This window comes from Thalassotalea ponticola (assembly GCF_041379045.1).
GTDB classification, from domain to species: domain Bacteria; phylum Pseudomonadota; class Gammaproteobacteria; order Enterobacterales; family Alteromonadaceae; genus Thalassotalea_A; species Thalassotalea_A ponticola.
On the sequence record NZ_CP166871.1, the window covers coordinates 139,568 to 157,134 of the forward strand.

Genomic DNA, 17,567 nt, shown 5'->3' on the forward strand with positions numbered 1-17,567 from the left:
CATTACACTTTGTCTTTGTCATTTGAAGCTTTGGAAGGGCTCTGCATTTCCATTTTTTTTTGTTCTAATAACTTATCTAGGTAGGCATTCATTTTTAGCTTTTCATCGATGTTTTTCTGTAGATAGCGGTCTACGCGCATTAGTATTTTGCGCAAATCAAGGTTCGAACGACGCTCTGAGCGTGTAGCATTCAGTTGTTGTAACGCGCTGGAGTTGGGCTTGAGTTGTGAATCGATATCGTCGTTAAAACTATCTAAACTCGATTGCTGTGATAGCACTGATGCGTTGTCATTACTATCCAGCTTGCTGTCGGGTTGCTTACTGTCGTCAGTTTGATCAGCTGGGAATGGCGACTCAGCCGCAGTTGCTGTAGAGTCATTATTAATCGATGCACTGAGTTCGTGGCGCATCTCGACCAGCACAGATTCTATGTGATCAGCCGTTATTTGCTTGAGGTTTTGCAGGTAACCAAACAGCAATACTCTATCGGCAAGTAAATTTATCTTACGCGGAATACCTTGCGTGGCCTGCATCATAATAGGGTAACATTGGTCGGTAAACAGTTGCTTGTCTTTGTAGCCAACGGTCGCTAAACGATGCTCAATATAGCGCTGCATATCTCCGATTGACAAAGGCTTCAAGTGGCACGAAGCGATGATGCGTTGTCGAAACTGTTCCATTTGTGGCATTTGCAGTAAGTCTTTAAGCTCTTCCTGGCCAAGTAAAAAACTCTGTAACAGTGGCTTGTGCTCACGTTGGATATTAGACAGCATTCGCAATTCTTCTAAAGTTTCCAAAGGCAGATTCTGCGCTTCATCTACCAGTAATAATGCGCGTTTTTGATGGCTCAATAATACCGTTAAATGCTGTTCAATGAGCTCTAATAACTCGGCTTTATTCGACGTCACAACGTTTAAGTTGAGCTGTGTGGCGATTTGCCGTAATAAATCTTCAGGGCTTAGGTTGGAAGTGACGATATTGACGGCCTCAATATTCGACGCTTCAATTGAAGCTAACAAGTTTTGCGCCAGAGTTGTCTTTCCCGTTCCAATGGGGCCGGTAATAACAATAAAGCCCTCACTCTGCTGAATACCGTATTGTAAGTATGAAAGCGCTTGCTGATGCCTTTTTGAGGCGAAAAAGAAACGAGGATCAGGGCTCAGTTGAAATGGCTTTTGACTGATGCCATAGTGCGATTCATACATTTTTAATTAAAACCTTTTTGTCAATTGGGCACTAATGCGGTTTTCTTCATAGCTCGCATCAAATCTGGTTGAACCGCGGTTTAGATGCTGCAGATAACTGGTGAATTCTAACGTTCTGTTTAAGCGTTTGTTTAAACCGATGCGATAAATTCGGTAATAATCAATTTGTTGTATTAACGTGGTACTGTTATTGTTTAGTGCGTTGTAACGAAAGCTGGTATTGATTAAAAAGTCGGTGGTTCGATTAACCTGCCTATCATAGCTAAGGCGAACGGTTTGATATCTGTCCTCACTACCGACTTCTAAGTTAGTACGATCACTTTGTGATGCCGACAGGGTTAAGCTTGAGCGCGGCAAGCGCAATGAGACGCTACTTGTTAACGCTTCAGTTAGTGAAAAGCTATTGGCGTTAACCAATTCAAAATTGGCAGTAAAGCCGGAGAAGCTGTAGTCGGACAGATCAAAACCGGCCTCTGGACCTAGCACACAATTGTTGCTGTTTATGTCTGTACCCGTTAAACACCAAATATCAATTAAACTGGTTGGCACCAGTTCAAACCGATCAAATATATCAATGCGCTCTGTATAACTTACTGAGGTGGTCAGGCGTTTAGTGCGATGTCGAAATTGTAGCTCGTAGGCATCACCAAAAAAACGTTGATAATATTGTGCGCGCAAATTGGTGCGGTTAGACGGTTTCCACGCAATCTCTGCACTGACATAATCGTCTTGCTCCTCGGTTGCTATGCCAATCGCTGGTGCATCTTCATTGACCCAGTTATAACTTAAATCGATGAATAGTTGACGACTGATCAGCCAACGCGCGCCGGCACCTATCGACGAACTGCCTTGTATACCGGAAGAGTTAATATTGTTGCCACTACTGTCTTCCTTATAAAGTCGAACAAATGGATTAATACGAAAACCGCTGATGTAACCAACTTTTGCGTCCACACTATAAAATTGACCGCTTCGCCTGTTGTTTTCGTAATCCGAGTAGTTTGCTCTTGCTTGCCAAAATGTAGTGCGCGCGCCAGTGCCACTGCTCGTTATCGCGTTAGCATTAAAGCCTTTTCGATCGCCAACACTGTCCCCGGCTCGGGTGATCGAATAGCTGGTATTGGCGGCTACGTTGAAACGCGAGTTTTCCACCAGATAATTCAAGCCCGCTTGATAGGTTTCGTATTGAACGGTATCGCCAGAGACTGTATCGGCCAGCGAGTTTCGCGCATCATTGGCGGCAACGTTACTTATCGAGGCCAAGCCAAATACAGATAAGCCGTCAACCTTAAGGGCCACTGAGCCATTGGCTAACAAATTGTGGAAATTATCACTTAAATCTAGATCGTGACTGTACAGGGCTTGGGTATAACTGTAATCAACTTCGGCGGTGACCCTACTATTTTTGTAGTCGGCAAAAAAACCGGGCGTAATAAGCGACACCCATGAAAACTCCTTATCAAATTCTGATAATTCAACGTTATCACTGATTGCTTCTTCAACGCCGAGTCGCGGTTGCACTTTCCAACTTGTCGCAAATGCGGAGGAGGAAATGCATGTACAAAGGATTAAGCAAATTAATTTATTCGTCTTCTTGATGTTCGCCGTAACCATATCCGTAGCCGTAGTAACCGTAGCTGTTTTTATGAGAATAGAGTGCTTTGTTTAGAACCAAACCCTTTGCTAATTCAGCACGCAATAAATGGTTTGCGTGCTTAACATCGTTTAAGTTAGTTTGATTCTCTTCAACGGTTATCAGAGCCTGACCCATCAAGTTACTCAAGATTGATGTTTCATTAATGCCAAGTAACGGTGGTGAGTCAAAAATGACAATTCGGTCTGCATAGCGCTGCGATAGCTCTTTGGTCATTTTTGCCATGCGTTCACTGGCGAGTAACTCATTGGCTAGATGATGACTTTTACCTGCAGGCATAATACTGAGCTTGTTGATATTGGTTCGATATATGATCTCACCAATGTCATCTATATCGCCGGTTAGGTAGTCTATTAATCCGGCTTTGGGCTTCACCCCTAGTTCGCGAAGGATACTTGGCTTTAATACATCGGCATCGACTAATAATACGGTTTTATCTTGTTCAAGTGCGATGCTCAGTGCCAGGTTAATTGAGACAAAGGTTTTACCTTCGTTTGGTTTGGCACTGGTGATCATCACCATATTTGGCGTGTCGAGGGTTTTACGGGCCGGACCAAAAGCATTGTTGAGTACCTTGCGTTTGATTTGACGAAATTCTTCTTTTAAGGCTCTCTGGCCTTCTAATTCATTGCCGACAATGAAGTTTTTTTGCGACAACAAGGCTTCGTTAACAAAAATTTGCTGCTTGGTTGGCGCCGTGCTTGTGTGAGATTGCGTAGTGCTAAGTACTGCCTTGCCATCGGTTGTTCGCGTGTTTTCGTTAACCGACTGGACCTTACCTTGATGCTCTGAATCTTTCAGCTGTGCTTGCTGTTTCTTCAAGGCTTGCTCTATTAACGACATATTAAAACACCCCTCTTACAGGTCCTGTTGATGGACTCGACATCAGGTGATAACTGATCATCGCCATCAGTAAGATCAACAACAGTGCATTAGACAACACGAAACGTTTGAGGCTATTGCGATGCTGCTTTTGAAGATCGACATTATCGGTTGCTGCGACGATACCAAATATCGGCAAACCGCTTTCTCTGCTCAACTGGCTTGCCGAAATTACGGTTGGGTTCACCGAGGTCACCATAAAGGCCGCACCAGCACCGACAGCAATACTCAAGACAAAAGCCGCCAAAAAGTAGAGAATTCGCATCGGGCCACTTGGCTCAAGAGGCACGCGCGGCGGATCGACAACGCGAAACTGTATTTTATCGGATGTCGCATCTGCTTCTTTGGCAAGCGAGGCGGTTTCTCGACGCGACAACAGCGCTTCGTATTTATCTTTGTTGATTTCATAGTCGCGATTTAAGGCAACAAGTTCCGCTTCTACTTCCGGCAAGGTGTAGATTTTTTGACTTAACTCTTGTGCTTGCTGTTCGTAGTCGGCCACCCTGACTTTCAGCGATGCCACGGTGTTTTCTAATTGATTCACTTGAATTCGCATTTCTTGATAAACCAAATTTTCATTGGCTCCAGTAGGGCTAATCCCGCCTTGCATATCTGGATTGTCCTTAATCGCGGCGTAGTAGTTATCCAACTCTCTTTTGCGAGAACGCTTTAAATCGGCCAACCGTTTGCGCAACTCTTTTACGTCGGGGTGACGATCGGTATAACTAATAAGCAGCGAGTCGAGTTGATTTTGTAACTGGGTAATGCGTTCATCATAGGTGGTTGTTACCGTGCCACTATCGATCACATTTTCGGAAATCGCTTCATTCGATCCGCGCTCTCGCGACAACTGCTGTTTGGCAGATGATAATTGCGTTTGGGCTTCAAGTAATTCTAATCGCGTTGACTTCAGTTGCTGATTAACGCGCTCTAGGGCAGCGTAAAAACCGCCAGAACCAGACGGTAAAATACCTGAGTACTTTTGCTTAAATAAAGTCAGTTTGCGCTCCGCATCAAGTAGCTTTTGTTCATACTCGGTGATTTGTTGTTGTAAGAAGCGCTGCGCCGTATCGGTATCGCTGCGACTTTCACCTAAGGTGTTTTCAATAAATACGGTTAACGCAGCTTGGACAATATCTTTGGCCAATTGTGGATCGGGCGAGGTCATTGATAAGCTGTAAATGTTCTCTTTAAAGCCGATATTGCGAATGGTAATTTCGTCTTTTAAGTTGTTAATGATGGATTCGTATTCATCGTCACTTTGCGCTGCAACGTCCAAGTCGGTCATGCGCGCGATGCGCTCGAGATTGGGGCGCGACAATAAGGTTTTTACCATTAATCGCACTTGTTGGTTGGGATCCGTCTCAACCATAATGCCTTTCATCAACGGTCTCAGTAAAGACTGGGTATCAACATAAACTCTCGCGTTAGATTCGTACTCATCAGGTAATGAGGATATTGCAATCCAACTCAAAGGGCATATTAACCAGGTGGCAATAATGACATAATGCTTCTTGGTCCAAATACCCAATAATAGTTCTTTTATTTTATCAAATTGCTCATGCATAACGGCGGTCTTTATTGTTAATATAAGGAGTTAAACTACGCACATTGCGATGTAAATATTTCACACTGACGTTCATCGAGACACTGGTTAAAACCAAGCTTCTGGGATAACAATGATATCGCCGGGCAGGACATCGACATTGGCGCTGATATCCCCTGCTTTTATCAAGTCTTCGATGGCCAGTTTGTACTGGTTTTGTTGCCCGTCTTCGATGCGCACCAGAACGGCTTGGTTACCGTCGGCAAATTCGGTAAGTCCACCTACCGCAATCATCACGTCAAGTAAGGTCATATTTTTACCGTAACTCACAGCTCGAGGCTGTGCCGCTTCACCGATCACGCGTATCTGTTCGTTGTACGGGCCAACGAAGTTATTTACGGTCACAGTAACAATAGGCTCGCGCAGGTAAATTGAAAGGCGCTCCTCGATGGCACGCGCCAACTGAGTCGGCGTTTTACCCGATGCCGGAATATCTTCGACTAACGAGGTAGTAATCATGCCGTCTGGACGCACGACAAAACTGCCTGACACTTCAGGGTTGCGCCAAACAAATATGTTTAATTGATCTCCCGGACCAATTAAATAGTTGTACGAATCAGGCGATTCGGTTTTAGCAGGGTAAATCGTGGCAGAGGGTAGTTCTTGATTGTTCGAGCATCCAAATATAACCAGAAGAGCTGCCGCAGTTAGCCAAATTTTGGCATTTAAAATTCCTTCAAACATTGCTAGTGCCCTATGTAACATTTTCTTATTCGTCTAAATAGAGACTAGCCCATAGCATTTTTTTTGCACAAAATTTTTTTCTAAAAAAAACTTGCTATCTGGTTGATTGAACTATCATTACATACTGTCAGGCGATTTTTTCCGGGTAGCGATGTACCTGACTAAGGAATTTTGGTGAACAATAATAAGACAAATTACGCAACTTTAATGCAAAAGTTGCTGGTTAGCCTTGATGTGTTTTTGCTAACCCTAGCGTTACTTATCTCAGATGGTTTACACACCAGTTCACTGCTCGAACCGCGCAACTGGTGGATGATCATCGCCTTTGTCGTGTGTGTTCAAACCTGCTTTTTGGGTCTTGGTTTATACAAATCAAAATTGCGAGAAAAACTACCGGGTATTTTTCGTCGCATCATTCTCGCCGTGTCTATGGCGCTGCTCATTCTGGTCTTATTGGTTAAGTTATTGGGCTTGCAACAGCTCAATGCCGACCAACTGTTTACCGCCTGTTTGTTAAGTGGTTTAGCGACGTTTGCGCTACGTTATTTATTGACAAAATTTAATGTGTTGGGTTTTGCCAAGCGACGCGTCTTGGTTCTAGGTTCAGGCCAACGAGCACAGATTATTGACAAACGCATGCGTCGAGCAGTCGACCGAGAGTGCTTTAATTTGGTCGGTTTTGTGCGGATGGACGGTGATTTGTCATCAGAGATTGACTCTAAACACCTGGTTCAGCTCAATGGCTCTTTATTTGATTATGTGATCAGTAATCGCATTGACGAGGTGGTTGTTGCGACGGATGAGCGCCGCACTATGTTGCCGATTAGGCAGCTATTTGCCTGTAAACTGCGCGGTGTTGTGGTGTCGGAAATTTTAGATTTTATCGAGCAAGAAACGGGACAAATAGCCGTCAATTTGATTTATCCGAGTTGGATCATCTATTCGTCTGGCTTTTCTTCGGGTAACGATTTGCGCAATAGTCTTGATCGGATATTCAACATTTCTCTAGCGCTTGTTGTTTTACTGCTTACTTGGCCCTTTATCTTGCTCACTATGATTGCGATCAAAATTGAAGATGGTTGGTCGGCGCCGTGCTTTTACTGGCAGGAGAGAGTTGGCATTCACGGCAAACCATTTTTGATAGTAAAGCTGCGTTCCATGCGCATTGATGCCGAAGCCAATGGCGCTCAATGGGCTCAATCGGAAGACGATAGAGTGACAAAAGTGGGGCGAGTTATCCGCAAGTACCGGATTGACGAGTTACCGCAGCTTTACAATGTATTAATCGGTGATATGGGCTTTGTTGGACCTCGCCCCGAACGCCCCGAATTTGTCGATAATTTGAAGCAACAAATTCCCTACTACGAAGAGCGACACAATGTGAAGGCTGGCCTAACCGGTTGGGCGCAGTTGAAGTACCCTTATGGTGCAACGGTTGCAGACGCAGAAGAAAAACTCAAATACGACCTTTACTACATTAAACACCGCAGCTTTCTACTGGATTTGAGTATTTTAATCCAGACCGCTGAAATTGTTTTATTTGGCAAAGGTAGATAGGAGCGACCAATGAAAGTATTACATGTTTTTGACTACTCTTTACCGAATATCAGCGGTTATTCACTGCGATCGGATGCGATTTTACGACATCAGCGCAAGTTGGGCGTTGAAACCGTACAAATGACCAGTCAGCGCTATCAACAATTTAAACAATTAAAGGAAACCGTGCGCGGGGTTGAATATGTTCGCACGCCCGCCGATACCCGGTGGTTCGCCAAACTTCCACTGTTAGGTTACTTTTTTTACATTAAACACTTAGCCAAACACATCGAGCAGTTAGTGATTGTTGAACGGCCCGATGTGATTCAATGTCATTCGCCCATGCTCAACGCCTTAGCGGCAGTGCAAGTAGCGCGAAAATACAACATCCCAATTGCCTATGAGGTTCGAGCCTTATGGGAAGATGCAGCCGTTGATACCGGCAAGGTCAAAGCCAACAGTGTGATGTATCGGTTGATCAAGTCGGTAGAACAAAAGGCGTTTGAAACAGTTGATGTCGTCAGTTGTATTTGTGAAGGATTAAAAATCGACATTCAGTCTCGCGGAATCGCCAGTAATAAAATATTTATCACCCCAAATGCGGTTGATTTAAGCAACTTTCAGCCACTGTATGAAAAAGATGCTGAACTGCTGCAACGTTATCAATTGCAAGACAAGAAAGTCATCGCCTTTATCGGTAGCTTCTTTAAATACGAGGGATTGTCGTATCTCGTCGATGCTATGGTGCCGTTATTGCGCAAGCGCAAAGACGTGCATTTGTTGCTCGTTGGTGGCGGTAATGAGCGCGCCAATCTCCTTGAACAGATCGTCAAGCTGCGTCTGGCAGAACACGTCACCTTTGTTGATAGAGTTAGTGCCGATCAGGTTGCTCGTTACTATTCCTTGGCTGATGTGATGATTTATCCGCGTGAGAGCATCCGCTTAACCGAACTGGTGACACCGCTGAAACCACTCGAGGCCATGGCACAAAACAAACCGGTGATCGCATCTGACATTGGTGGTCATCGCGAGCTGATTGATGATGGCAAGACGGGATTTTTGGTCCCCGCTCAAAATGCCAGGGCGTTGGCGGCCAAAATAGTCGAGGTTCTCGATAATCCCGAAGCGTTAGAGACGGTCAAAGCCAACGGTTTAGAATACGTAACCAAGCAACGAACTTGGGATGTAACCGCAGCACAGTATGTCGATGCTTATCGCAAATTGGTTGGTGTTAATGAATAAATCGATTTTGGTGATTACCAATCTTTATCCAGTACCCTGGGCACCAAATCGAGCGAGTTTTAACCGAATACAGTTTGCCAAGCTTGCAGGTTACCACCAGGTGTATGTCGTGGTGTTAGTTGGTTGGATTGAATGGTGGCGCCATCGCCATCAAGCGACAGATACCGACAGTGTTATCTACTGTCCGTACTTCTACCTGCCGAAGGTGGCTCGTGTATTAGTACCTTATTTTCAGTACCTTAGCTTGTTGTGTTTGTTACCGCGTATCAGAAAGTTAAACTGCTCGGTGCTTTTAGCTAGTTGGGGTTATCCCGATGCCGTGGCAGTGGCGATGCTAAATAGCCACCTAAAACGACCATTTTTTGTCAAAGTACATGGCAGTGACGTAAACGAACACATCCAATATGCGGGTCGTCGGCAATTGATGCGCAAATATTTATCCAAAGCCGATGGTATCTTTGTGGTGAGCAAAGATTTATGCAATAAGCTCAAAGGTATAGGCATTTCAGAAGACAAGCTGTTACTCAATTACAACGGCGTTGAGCAGCAACTATTTCAACCGGCAGAGCAGTATCCAGGCCGTTGTATCTTTATCGGCAGCTTGATTGATACAAAAGGCGTGCACGAGTTAATTGACGCGTTTACTCAACTATGCGCTTCAAGCGAACATTATCATCTCGATATCGTGGGCGACGGTCCGCTATTTTTCTATTTAAAGCAACTTGTTAGCGAGAAAAAACTAGGCTCGAGCATAACCCTTCACGGCAGTCTAAGCGCTTCCCAGGTCAGTCACTTGTTGGCAAAGGCGTCACTGTTAGTTTTGCCGAGTCATCGGGAAGGGGTGCCGAATGTGATTCTCGAAGCCTTTGCTTGTGGCGTGCCGGTCGTTGCGACCAAGGTTGGTGGTATACCTGAAGTTGTGACTCAAGACGTGGGTTTATTGGTGGCTAAGGGGGATATTCAACAACTGACTAAGGCGATGTTTGAGGCGCTGCATCGCGCTTGGGATAAGCAGCAAATTGTAGATCACGCCCGCCAATTTGACTGGGGCAAAAATATCACTTTTGTGCGCAAAACAATGAGGTTGATATGAAACAGATTATTGCAGATATTCGCTATAAACAGCGCTTTTATCAAAGCCAAGGCTTTTACACCAGTTTTACCAGAGCCTTGAGTAGTGATGGCACCTTAGCAGTGTTGTTATATCGACTTAGTGCATTTTTTGTCACCTGTAAGCTAAGCCCGTTAGCTTGGTTAACCCACAAAGTAAACGTTTTTTGCACGGGGTGTGTTATCGGCGTCAAAGCCAAGTTCGGTAGCGGTTTTGTGTTACTTCATCCGATTGGGGTTGTCATTAACTCAAAAGTCAAAGGCGGTGATAACGTGGTCCTTGAGAGCGGTGTGGTAATTGGTGATGAGAAGGGCAAAGCACCGACACTTGGCGATAACATTTTTGTTGGCAGTGGCGCGAAAATAATTGGCGATATTAGCATTGGTGATAACGCCAAGGTTGGCGCCAATGCGGTGGTGCTAAAAGATGTGCCAGCGAATACAACCGTGGTTGGAATTCCGGCAAAAGAAGTAGTGAGGAAAGCACCATGATTTGGTTATTTACGATTAGCTTAATCGTGATTGTTTACGGTTACTTTATTTATCCCGCGGTACTTTATTACATATCTCAACGCTACGGTAATGAACCGCAAAGTACCCAGCACTATCCCGATGTAGCTGTTGTTATTGCCGCTTTTAATGAGCAGCAGAGTATCGCCGACAGAGTGAAAAACCTGCAGGCTTTGCAATATCCGGGAAAGTTAACGTTTTATATTGGCTCTGATGGCAGTACTGATGATACCAACGCCATTTTAGCGTCTTTTACCGACCCGCGATTACGGGTGTTTGCATTCGCTGAAAATCGCGGAAAAATAAGCGTGTTAAACGACCTTATCGATCAAGTCGAACAAGAGGTTGTGGTGTTTAGTGATGCCAATACTGAGTTTGCGATTGACGCGGTAACCGAGCTTGTCAGTGGCCTTGTTGACGGCGTCGGAGCCGTATGTGGCAAGTTGCATTTGTATAGTAAACAAGACAATGAAAACCAAGATGGATTGTATTGGCGCTATGAAAACTTTCTCAAGTTTCACGAGTCGAGATTAGGCTCATTACTCGGCGCCAATGGAGCGATTTACGCGCTTAGAAAATCCCTGTATCAACCACTTGCCAAAGACACCGTTGTCGATGATTTCACCATTGTCATGAATGTAAAGAAACAAGGCTATAAGGTCATTTATCGAGCCTTGGCTTCGGCAAGAGAAGAAGTGGCACCAACACTGAACGATGAATTTGGTCGTCGAGTACGCATCGGCCTTGGCAATTACCGAGCCTTGCATCAATGTCGCTGGGCTTTGGCACCCAAGTACGGCATTTTAGCGTGGTGCTTTTGGTCACATAAAGTGGTGCGTTGGTTTATCCCCCATTTGCTAATACTACTCTTGTTGAGCAATCTATTTTTACTTGAGCATGGGGTTTTTAAGCTGTTTTTAACCGCTCAAATCGCCTTTTATCTGATTGCTTGGTTAGGCATGATAAAACTAAAACACAATAAAAAATTGTCTCGTATTCAAGCCATTATCACTTTCTTTGTGTTAATGAATCTGGCCTTGTTAAAGGGGTTTTATCAATTTTGTTTCGTGAAAAAACAAGGCAGTTGGCAACGAACCGCTCGAGGAGATAGCAATTAGATGTTTTGGATTATCGGTTTACTGCTCGTTGTAGCTGTCGCCTTGGTCGGCCTGATGCTGTATCGCAAAAATATTCACATCTGGCTTATCGCGTACTTGCGCGGATTGCAGAACAAGCCAACAGTTGATGGCACCAAGCACGTCCTGTTTTGCTTTGTTGATCACTTTGAACCGATGTGGCGCACCGATGATATCGATGTAGAACGGGCTCGAGTTGATCGTTGGTGTCGCGAATATCGACAAATGGCTAAACAGCATCGAGACAGCGATGGTTGTATGCCCAAGCACACGTTTTTCTATCCGGCAGAGGAGTATCGCGATGAACACTTGCAAAAACTCTCGGCGCTGTGCGCTGAGGGGTATGGCGAAATTGAAGTTCACTTACATCACGATAACGATACCGCGGATAACTTTTGCCAAACGATGAAAGCATTTGTTGAAACATTGCACTATCACCACGGTGCGTTGCCGTTTTGCCAGCAAAGCCAGCAAATAAAATACGCATTTATACATGGCAATTGGGCTCTGGATAATTCTCGATGTGATGGGCAGTGGTGCGGTTTAGACAATGAACTGAAGTTGTTGCAGCAAACCGGTTGTTACGTCGACATGACGTTACCATCAGCACCGAGTGAAACCCAAACGAAAAAAATTAATTCCATTTATTACGCTAGTAGCGTCACCGGACGCTGTAAAAATCACAATGATGGTACTGATGTAGAAGTAAACGTTCCCGCGACGGGCGACTTAATGTTGATTCAGGGACCACTCGGTTTTAACTGGCAAATGCCCGGGCGAAAATTTATCCCTAACATCGAAAATGGCGATGTCCGCAAGTCGCTTCCGCCGCTGCCTTCTCGCGTCGATCTGTGGGTCGATGCGCACATACATGTCAAGGGGCGTCCAGAGTGGATTTTTGTCAAAGTCCATACCCATGGTACCCAGGAGCCGGACATGGATACGCTGTTGGGGAAAGCTAGAGATGATATGCATCGTTATCTAGAGCAAACTTACAACGATGGTACTAACTATCAGCTGCACTACGTTAGCGCCCGAGAAATGTACAACATAGCTAAAGCTGCGGAAGCAGGAAAGCAAGGAAATCCCCATGACTATCGAGATTTCTTGCTGGCCAAACCGAGCTTCCGTCAACGTTCCAATCAGGAGGGAGCATGACGAATGTATTACAACGCTTACAAACGCGCTTGATTCGCACGTTAAAATTAGAAGACGTGCTCTTTAAACGCCTGCCCAATGGGGTTTACGTATTTAACCTACATCGCATTGGCGATCGAAATGCGAGCCCGTTTGATCGCAATATATTTTCTTGTGGCATTGAACAGTTTGAAACGTTTTTACAGTTGCTCAAAGCCAATTTTACCGTCATCGACCTTGCTGCTTTGCATGAAAAACTTGAACGAAAGCAGGTGATTAATAAACGCTTGGCGGTAATAACCTTTGATGATGGTTACAAAGATTGCGTTGAGTTTGCAGCGCCGTTGTTACAGCGCTATGGGCTACCAGCAGCGTTTTTTGTGACCACGGATTTTATCGCCAGTAAGCGCATCCCGTGGTGGGATGAGATGGCATTTTTACTGCGTCAATCCGTAGGTTCAAGCTATGACTGCATTTGCAACAACAAAACTATAAATTTGAATCAATCGGTTATTGAAAAACAAATCACACAGGTACTGTATGCCTGTAAACGCGACAAAACACATACCATAGAGCAAATACTGAATAGTATGCGCACGCAATTTCCACAAGCAAGCAAAGCGCTTGGCAATTATTCAGCAGAGCTTTTTATGAATTGGCAGGATATTAAGCAGCTTATCTCGATGGGCATGGAAATCGGTTCGCACGCAAAAACTCACAATATACTGGCGCGGATGACCGGCGAGCAACAATTGCAAGAGCTAACCCTGTCTAAGCAAATTCTAGAGCGACGGTTAAACCGATCTATTAGCTATTTAGCTTACCCAGTAGGACGCTATCACTGTTTCGACAAACAAACGCTAGAGAATGCGCGAAAAGCGGGCTATCAATTAGCCTTTAATAATGAAAAAGGTAAAAACCAAACTATCACCGAGCCCTACAGTATCAATCGATACTGTTTTGATGAGGGTGATATTTCGACACTCAAACTAAATTGTATTGTATGGTAGAGCAAACGCTAACAACACGAGCCCTTATTTTGGCGGTCGGACCTAACGGCTTAGGTGCTTTGCGCAGTCTGCACAAAGCCGGTGTAAGCTGTGATGCTCTTGTTGCCGACAAAGAAGACGTCAGTGTCTACTCTAGGATCCCTCGCCGAGTTAAGTCATTTACTCAGGGCAACCAAGCAGAATTGTTAAAATTACTGCTCAGCTGGCCAGAGCAAGGGCTAGTTCTAATACCGACATCCGATTGGTATGTTAGTTTTATCGAGCAGTATCAACAGCAGTTATCAACAAAATTTCACTTTGTTTTATCGGGTAATAAACAAAGCCTTGAGTTTATTGATAAACGCGCTGAAATTAATCGTGTATCGAGCTTTGTCAATGTGCCTGTCTCCGTCACCGAGTTGCCCAATACCGCGCAATTATTATTACAGCTGTGTCAGCTACCCATTATCATTAAACCGCGTAGTCATGCTCATAATGCGTTGAAAAAAAAGAATATCATTATTGATACTAAGGCACAGCTACAACGTTTTTATCAGCTGTTTTATCCCCACCTCGACAGCGTTATCGCTCAACAGGTTATTAGCGGAGACGATGACCACCAATGGGTGTGTAACTGTGTTTTTAATGAGCAGCATCAACTGGTTAGTCACTTTACCTTTCAGCGTTTACAGTTATCACCCCCCCATTACGGAGTAACTTGCTATGCGGTGAGTAAAAGCAACGACGCAGTGGTTGAACAGGTGCGATCTCTTGGCCTTGGCTGCCAACTCGTTGGTCCTGTAATGGTTGAATTCAAGCGCGACGCAGATGACGGTCTGTACAAATACATTGAATTAAATCCTCGTCTGGGTATGTGTAACTACTTTGATACTCAGTGTGGGGTAAACAATGTTTTAGCCACCTATTTAATTGCATTAGGACAGCGCGTGCCAACCACAAAACAACAGGATAATTGCTATTTTTTAGGGGTTTATGAAGATTTGTATTCGCGTTATCGCGATCAGCAATCAATAGCTGATGTGGTTAACCACTATCGTCAAATGCTGAGTAAAAAACGCTATTATTTCTATTTTTGTTGGCAAGATCCATGGCCTGCGGTAGTGCTTGGCTACGGTCAATTAAAGCGTTCAATAAGTGCGATAACACACCATGTCGCAAGGAGGTTCAGTGTTCGGTTTTAGCGTGCAACTCGATCTCAGCCAACGTGAAGATAACTGGCCGCTCAGTGCAGGTGTTAGCGCACTAGATACCAGCTGTCGAGATTTGTATCTCGACAACGGCGACCGGCTGATAATGTGCGGTTACTTTTGGGGGCGAAGCCAACAACAACTCAACGACGATTTAATTGCGCGGGATTTTGAGCAACTAAGTCACCTCGATGGACACTTTTGCGCCGCGTTAATAAGTCGAGGCACGGTGTTTTTATTTAACGACCGCTATCGAGGTAAAACTGTGTATTGGCGACGCGATGCCGATACGCTGTGGATGAGCAGTCATTTACAAAATTTTGAGCCTGACTGGTTGCACTTTAGCAATATCGGATGGCAGCAGTGCGTTAATTTTCGCTTTGTTACCAATCAACATGGCTTTTTTAATAATATCAACCAGCTACCTATAAGAAGTGTGGCGATGATAACTGCTGCAAGTGACGAGGTTAACCATTATCAATGGTCTATAGCATCACTCAGTGCTACCTCGTTTGACGAGCAATGTCAGCGCACCAAGCAAGCACTACTCGAGAGTTTACAAAAAGCGCGCAAGCATCACCAAAGCGTTGCGATATTACTCAGTGGTGGCGTTGACAGCTCGCTGTTGGCGGCATTGGCAAAGCAGGTGTTTGACGACTGTCTCTTGGTTTCCGCTCGCTTTGACCGGTTTGACGGCGAGCTTGCTATGGCGAAGCAGTTTGCTAACTCACTGCAGTTGCCTCATCTTGTTGTCGATATTGAAGATACACAGATTTATCCATCGTTAACACGGCTTTTAGAGCACTATCGCAAGCCTCTGCGACACTATAGCTCGTTAGTGGTGGAGCGTTTGCTAAGCGCTATTCCTGCGTCGTACACGGGAGTTATTTACGGAGAAGCTGCCGACTCGATGATGGGCACTTTCGGTGTTAAAAAGACGTTGACGAAGCAGCGAATCAAGGCACTGACACCAGCTTGGTTAAGTCGATTTTTAAACCGTTTACCGTTGCCTTCAAACAACAAAGCAGATTACCTGAAACAAACCGCAAATAAGACAGTTGACCAGCTTTACTGCGAGGCGTTTGCCATTGACTACGGTGTGCATGGGCAACACTTTATCAGCCATCATTGTGCTAAAAATATTGCCGATAGAGGTCAGCTGGAGTGCCTCACCACGCCGGCGAGTCCCTCGCGCATAGCGTTAGTCGATTTTCTCATTGAACACGAAGTGGCACAGCACTTTGAAGAAACAGAGATCATCGCTGAGTTATATCAAAAGCAAATCATCTCACCATTTATGGAGGCAAAAATATATGCCATTTCAAAGTCGCTGAGTGATACCCAATACTTTGGTAAGCAATGGCTAAAACCGGTACTGCGCACGCTCGCCAGCGACTATTACCCGAAAGCGTGGATCTATCAGCATAAAAAGGGCTTTCCAGTTCCGATGCAGGCGTGGTTAACGGGATCACTTGCAAGCGCGGTAGCTGCCGCGGAAGATGAAGTCAAGAGCATCGGGCTTAGTACCCAAGCACTTACCCCACAGCGAGATTATGAAGTGTATTGGTTACTGATTAACTTACATGTATTGGCCGGTATGTCCAAGCAATCAGGCTATCTTGCCTCATTGTTCACCCAGTGCAATGCGCAAACGCAAACTACCTCGTTTACAGCAACAGAGACAATAAGCACCCCCCAATCAAAGAGGCACGTCTTACGATGAGTGTTAAATACGCAATTAAAGCACAGTTGCGCCATGTCGCGAATAACAGTCTAGGTCGTTTGCACTATCGCCGGTCAGCAGGCAAAGGCAACATTATGTTGTTTTCCAACCGACGTGGTGGTTCAACCTGGCTTATTGAATTGTTGTCGGCGGAGCCCAATACCAAACGCAGTGTTGAAATATTTGATGTGACATTAAATCACAACCCGTACAGGAGCCGATTACCGGACGATCAAAATGGTTTTTTTGTCGATCTATCTACGGCGGAACAAGAGCAACTTTTTGACTACTATCAAGCCATCGAGAGCGGACAAATCGTCTACAACACGCAATGGAAATTTTGGCAGCAGCCGTATAATTTTGTTTATGATCGGCATATTTTTAAGTTGTTTTATGTAAAAAACTACATTGCTGAATTTGAGCGGCGATTTCCTGGGCACATTATTTTTCAAATGCGTCACCCTGTCGCCACGGCAATGTCTATTGAACGCCTCGGGTGGCCAAATTGCGCCAAACCTTATGTCAACAGCAAGCAAGTTGGGCAACTGCTAACCCCTGAACAACATCAAGTAGCCAATGCTGTGTTGGAGAAAGGTACGTCACTCGAACAACACGTACTCGGTTGGTTTTTAGAAAATTGGATTCCAATAACGCTTGCCCCAACATCGTCTTGGCTTGTTTTACAGTATGAAACTATGGTGCGCGAGCCGTTACAAACCGCAAGTTTATTGAGTTCGCGCCTACAGTTAACGGGTAGCGAGCAGTTTCTCAATAACTACCGCAAACCGTCTTACAATGCGTTTGATTCTCAGCAAAAGATCGAACGATACGATGTTGAACAATTATGTGAGGGCTGGCGCGATAAATTAGATATCCACAAGCACGCATTAATTGCCGATATCTTTCAGGCATTCAGCAATCCGTACTATTCATGGGATTTGTAGC

Annotated in this window: 15 protein-coding genes; 10 read left to right on the forward strand and 5 right to left on the reverse strand. The window is 44.8% G+C overall.

Annotated features, from left to right (window positions below; translation table 11 throughout):
- Nucleotides 1–2 precede the first annotated feature (2 nt).
- The 5 genes from ACAY30_RS00625 to ACAY30_RS00645 all read right to left on the reverse strand — a co-directional run bounded on the left by ACAY30_RS00625 (nt 3) and on the right by ACAY30_RS00645 (nt 6,031).
- Nucleotides 3–1,205 carry an ExeA family protein gene (locus ACAY30_RS00625; protein ID WP_290251289.1) on the reverse strand — a complete coding sequence of 401 codons (1,203 nt, stop codon included), beginning with the start codon at nt 1,203–1,205 and terminating at the stop codon, nt 3–5.
- Between the two features lie 6 nt (nt 1,206–1,211).
- Nucleotides 1,212–2,726, reverse strand: a complete 1,515-nt coding sequence (locus ACAY30_RS00630) for a TIGR03016 family PEP-CTERM system-associated outer membrane protein (RefSeq protein WP_371189957.1) — start codon at nt 2,724–2,726, stop codon at nt 1,212–1,214.
- Nucleotides 2,727–2,787: 61 nt separating this feature from the next.
- A complete protein-coding gene (locus tag ACAY30_RS00635) occupies nt 2,788–3,702 on the reverse strand; it encodes an XrtA-associated tyrosine autokinase (protein WP_290251287.1) in 915 nt (304 codons plus the stop codon).
- A gap of 1 nt (nt 3,703) precedes the next feature.
- Nucleotides 3,704–5,308 (reverse strand): XrtA system polysaccharide chain length determinant, encoded by a 1,605-nt coding sequence (locus tag ACAY30_RS00640; protein ID WP_290251286.1) that lies wholly within the window; start codon nt 5,306–5,308, stop codon nt 3,704–3,706.
- An 87-nt stretch (nt 5,309–5,395) separates the two neighbouring features.
- Nucleotides 5,396–6,031: an XrtA/PEP-CTERM system exopolysaccharide export protein gene (locus ACAY30_RS00645; protein WP_290251285.1), complete on the reverse strand. Its 636-nt coding sequence runs from the start codon at nt 6,029–6,031 to the stop codon at nt 5,396–5,398.
- Nucleotides 6,032–6,205: 174 nt separating this feature from the next.
- Between ACAY30_RS00645 and ACAY30_RS00650 the strand changes: the two genes are divergently transcribed.
- Genes ACAY30_RS00650 through ACAY30_RS00695 form a run of 10 tightly spaced genes read left to right on the forward strand, consistent with a single transcriptional unit; the run spans nt 6,206 to nt 17,566 of the window.
- On the forward strand, nt 6,206–7,588 hold the full coding sequence (locus ACAY30_RS00650) for a TIGR03013 family XrtA/PEP-CTERM system glycosyltransferase (protein WP_290251284.1): 1,383 nt from the start codon (nt 6,206–6,208) through the stop codon (nt 7,586–7,588).
- Between the two features lie 9 nt (nt 7,589–7,597).
- Nucleotides 7,598–8,809: a TIGR04063 family PEP-CTERM/XrtA system glycosyltransferase gene (locus ACAY30_RS00655; RefSeq protein WP_290251283.1), complete on the forward strand. Its 1,212-nt coding sequence runs from the start codon at nt 7,598–7,600 to the stop codon at nt 8,807–8,809.
- Nucleotides 8,802–9,902 carry a glycosyltransferase gene (locus ACAY30_RS00660; RefSeq protein WP_290251281.1) on the forward strand — a complete coding sequence of 367 codons (1,101 nt, stop codon included), beginning with the start codon at nt 8,802–8,804 and terminating at the stop codon, nt 9,900–9,902. Before ACAY30_RS00655 ends, ACAY30_RS00660 begins: the two co-directional genes overlap by 8 nt.
- A complete protein-coding gene (locus ACAY30_RS00665) occupies nt 9,899–10,411 on the forward strand; it encodes a serine O-acetyltransferase (RefSeq protein WP_290251280.1) in 513 nt (170 codons plus the stop codon). The genes ACAY30_RS00660 and ACAY30_RS00665 overlap by 4 nt, the downstream gene beginning before the upstream one ends.
- Complete coding sequence (locus tag ACAY30_RS00670; protein ID WP_290251279.1) at nt 10,408–11,547, forward strand: glycosyltransferase family 2 protein; 1,140 nt, start codon at nt 10,408–10,410, stop codon at nt 11,545–11,547. Before ACAY30_RS00665 ends, ACAY30_RS00670 begins: the two co-directional genes overlap by 4 nt.
- Nucleotides 11,548–12,723 (forward strand): hypothetical protein, encoded by a 1,176-nt coding sequence (locus ACAY30_RS00675; protein WP_290251278.1) that lies wholly within the window; start codon nt 11,548–11,550, stop codon nt 12,721–12,723.
- Nucleotides 12,720–13,712 (forward strand): polysaccharide deacetylase family protein, encoded by a 993-nt coding sequence (locus ACAY30_RS00680; RefSeq protein WP_290251277.1) that lies wholly within the window; start codon nt 12,720–12,722, stop codon nt 13,710–13,712. Before ACAY30_RS00675 ends, ACAY30_RS00680 begins: the two co-directional genes overlap by 4 nt.
- Entirely contained in the window at nt 13,706–14,893 is a 1,188-nt protein-coding gene (locus ACAY30_RS00685) for a hypothetical protein (RefSeq protein ID WP_290251276.1), read from the forward strand. Before ACAY30_RS00680 ends, ACAY30_RS00685 begins: the two co-directional genes overlap by 7 nt.
- Nucleotides 14,880–16,622 carry an asparagine synthase-related protein gene (locus tag ACAY30_RS00690; protein ID WP_290251275.1) on the forward strand — a complete coding sequence of 581 codons (1,743 nt, stop codon included), beginning with the start codon at nt 14,880–14,882 and terminating at the stop codon, nt 16,620–16,622. The genes ACAY30_RS00685 and ACAY30_RS00690 overlap by 14 nt, the downstream gene beginning before the upstream one ends.
- Nucleotides 16,619–17,566: a hypothetical protein gene (locus tag ACAY30_RS00695; protein ID WP_290251274.1), complete on the forward strand. Its 948-nt coding sequence runs from the start codon at nt 16,619–16,621 to the stop codon at nt 17,564–17,566. Before ACAY30_RS00690 ends, ACAY30_RS00695 begins: the two co-directional genes overlap by 4 nt.
- The last annotated feature ends 1 nt before the right edge of the window (nt 17,567 follow it).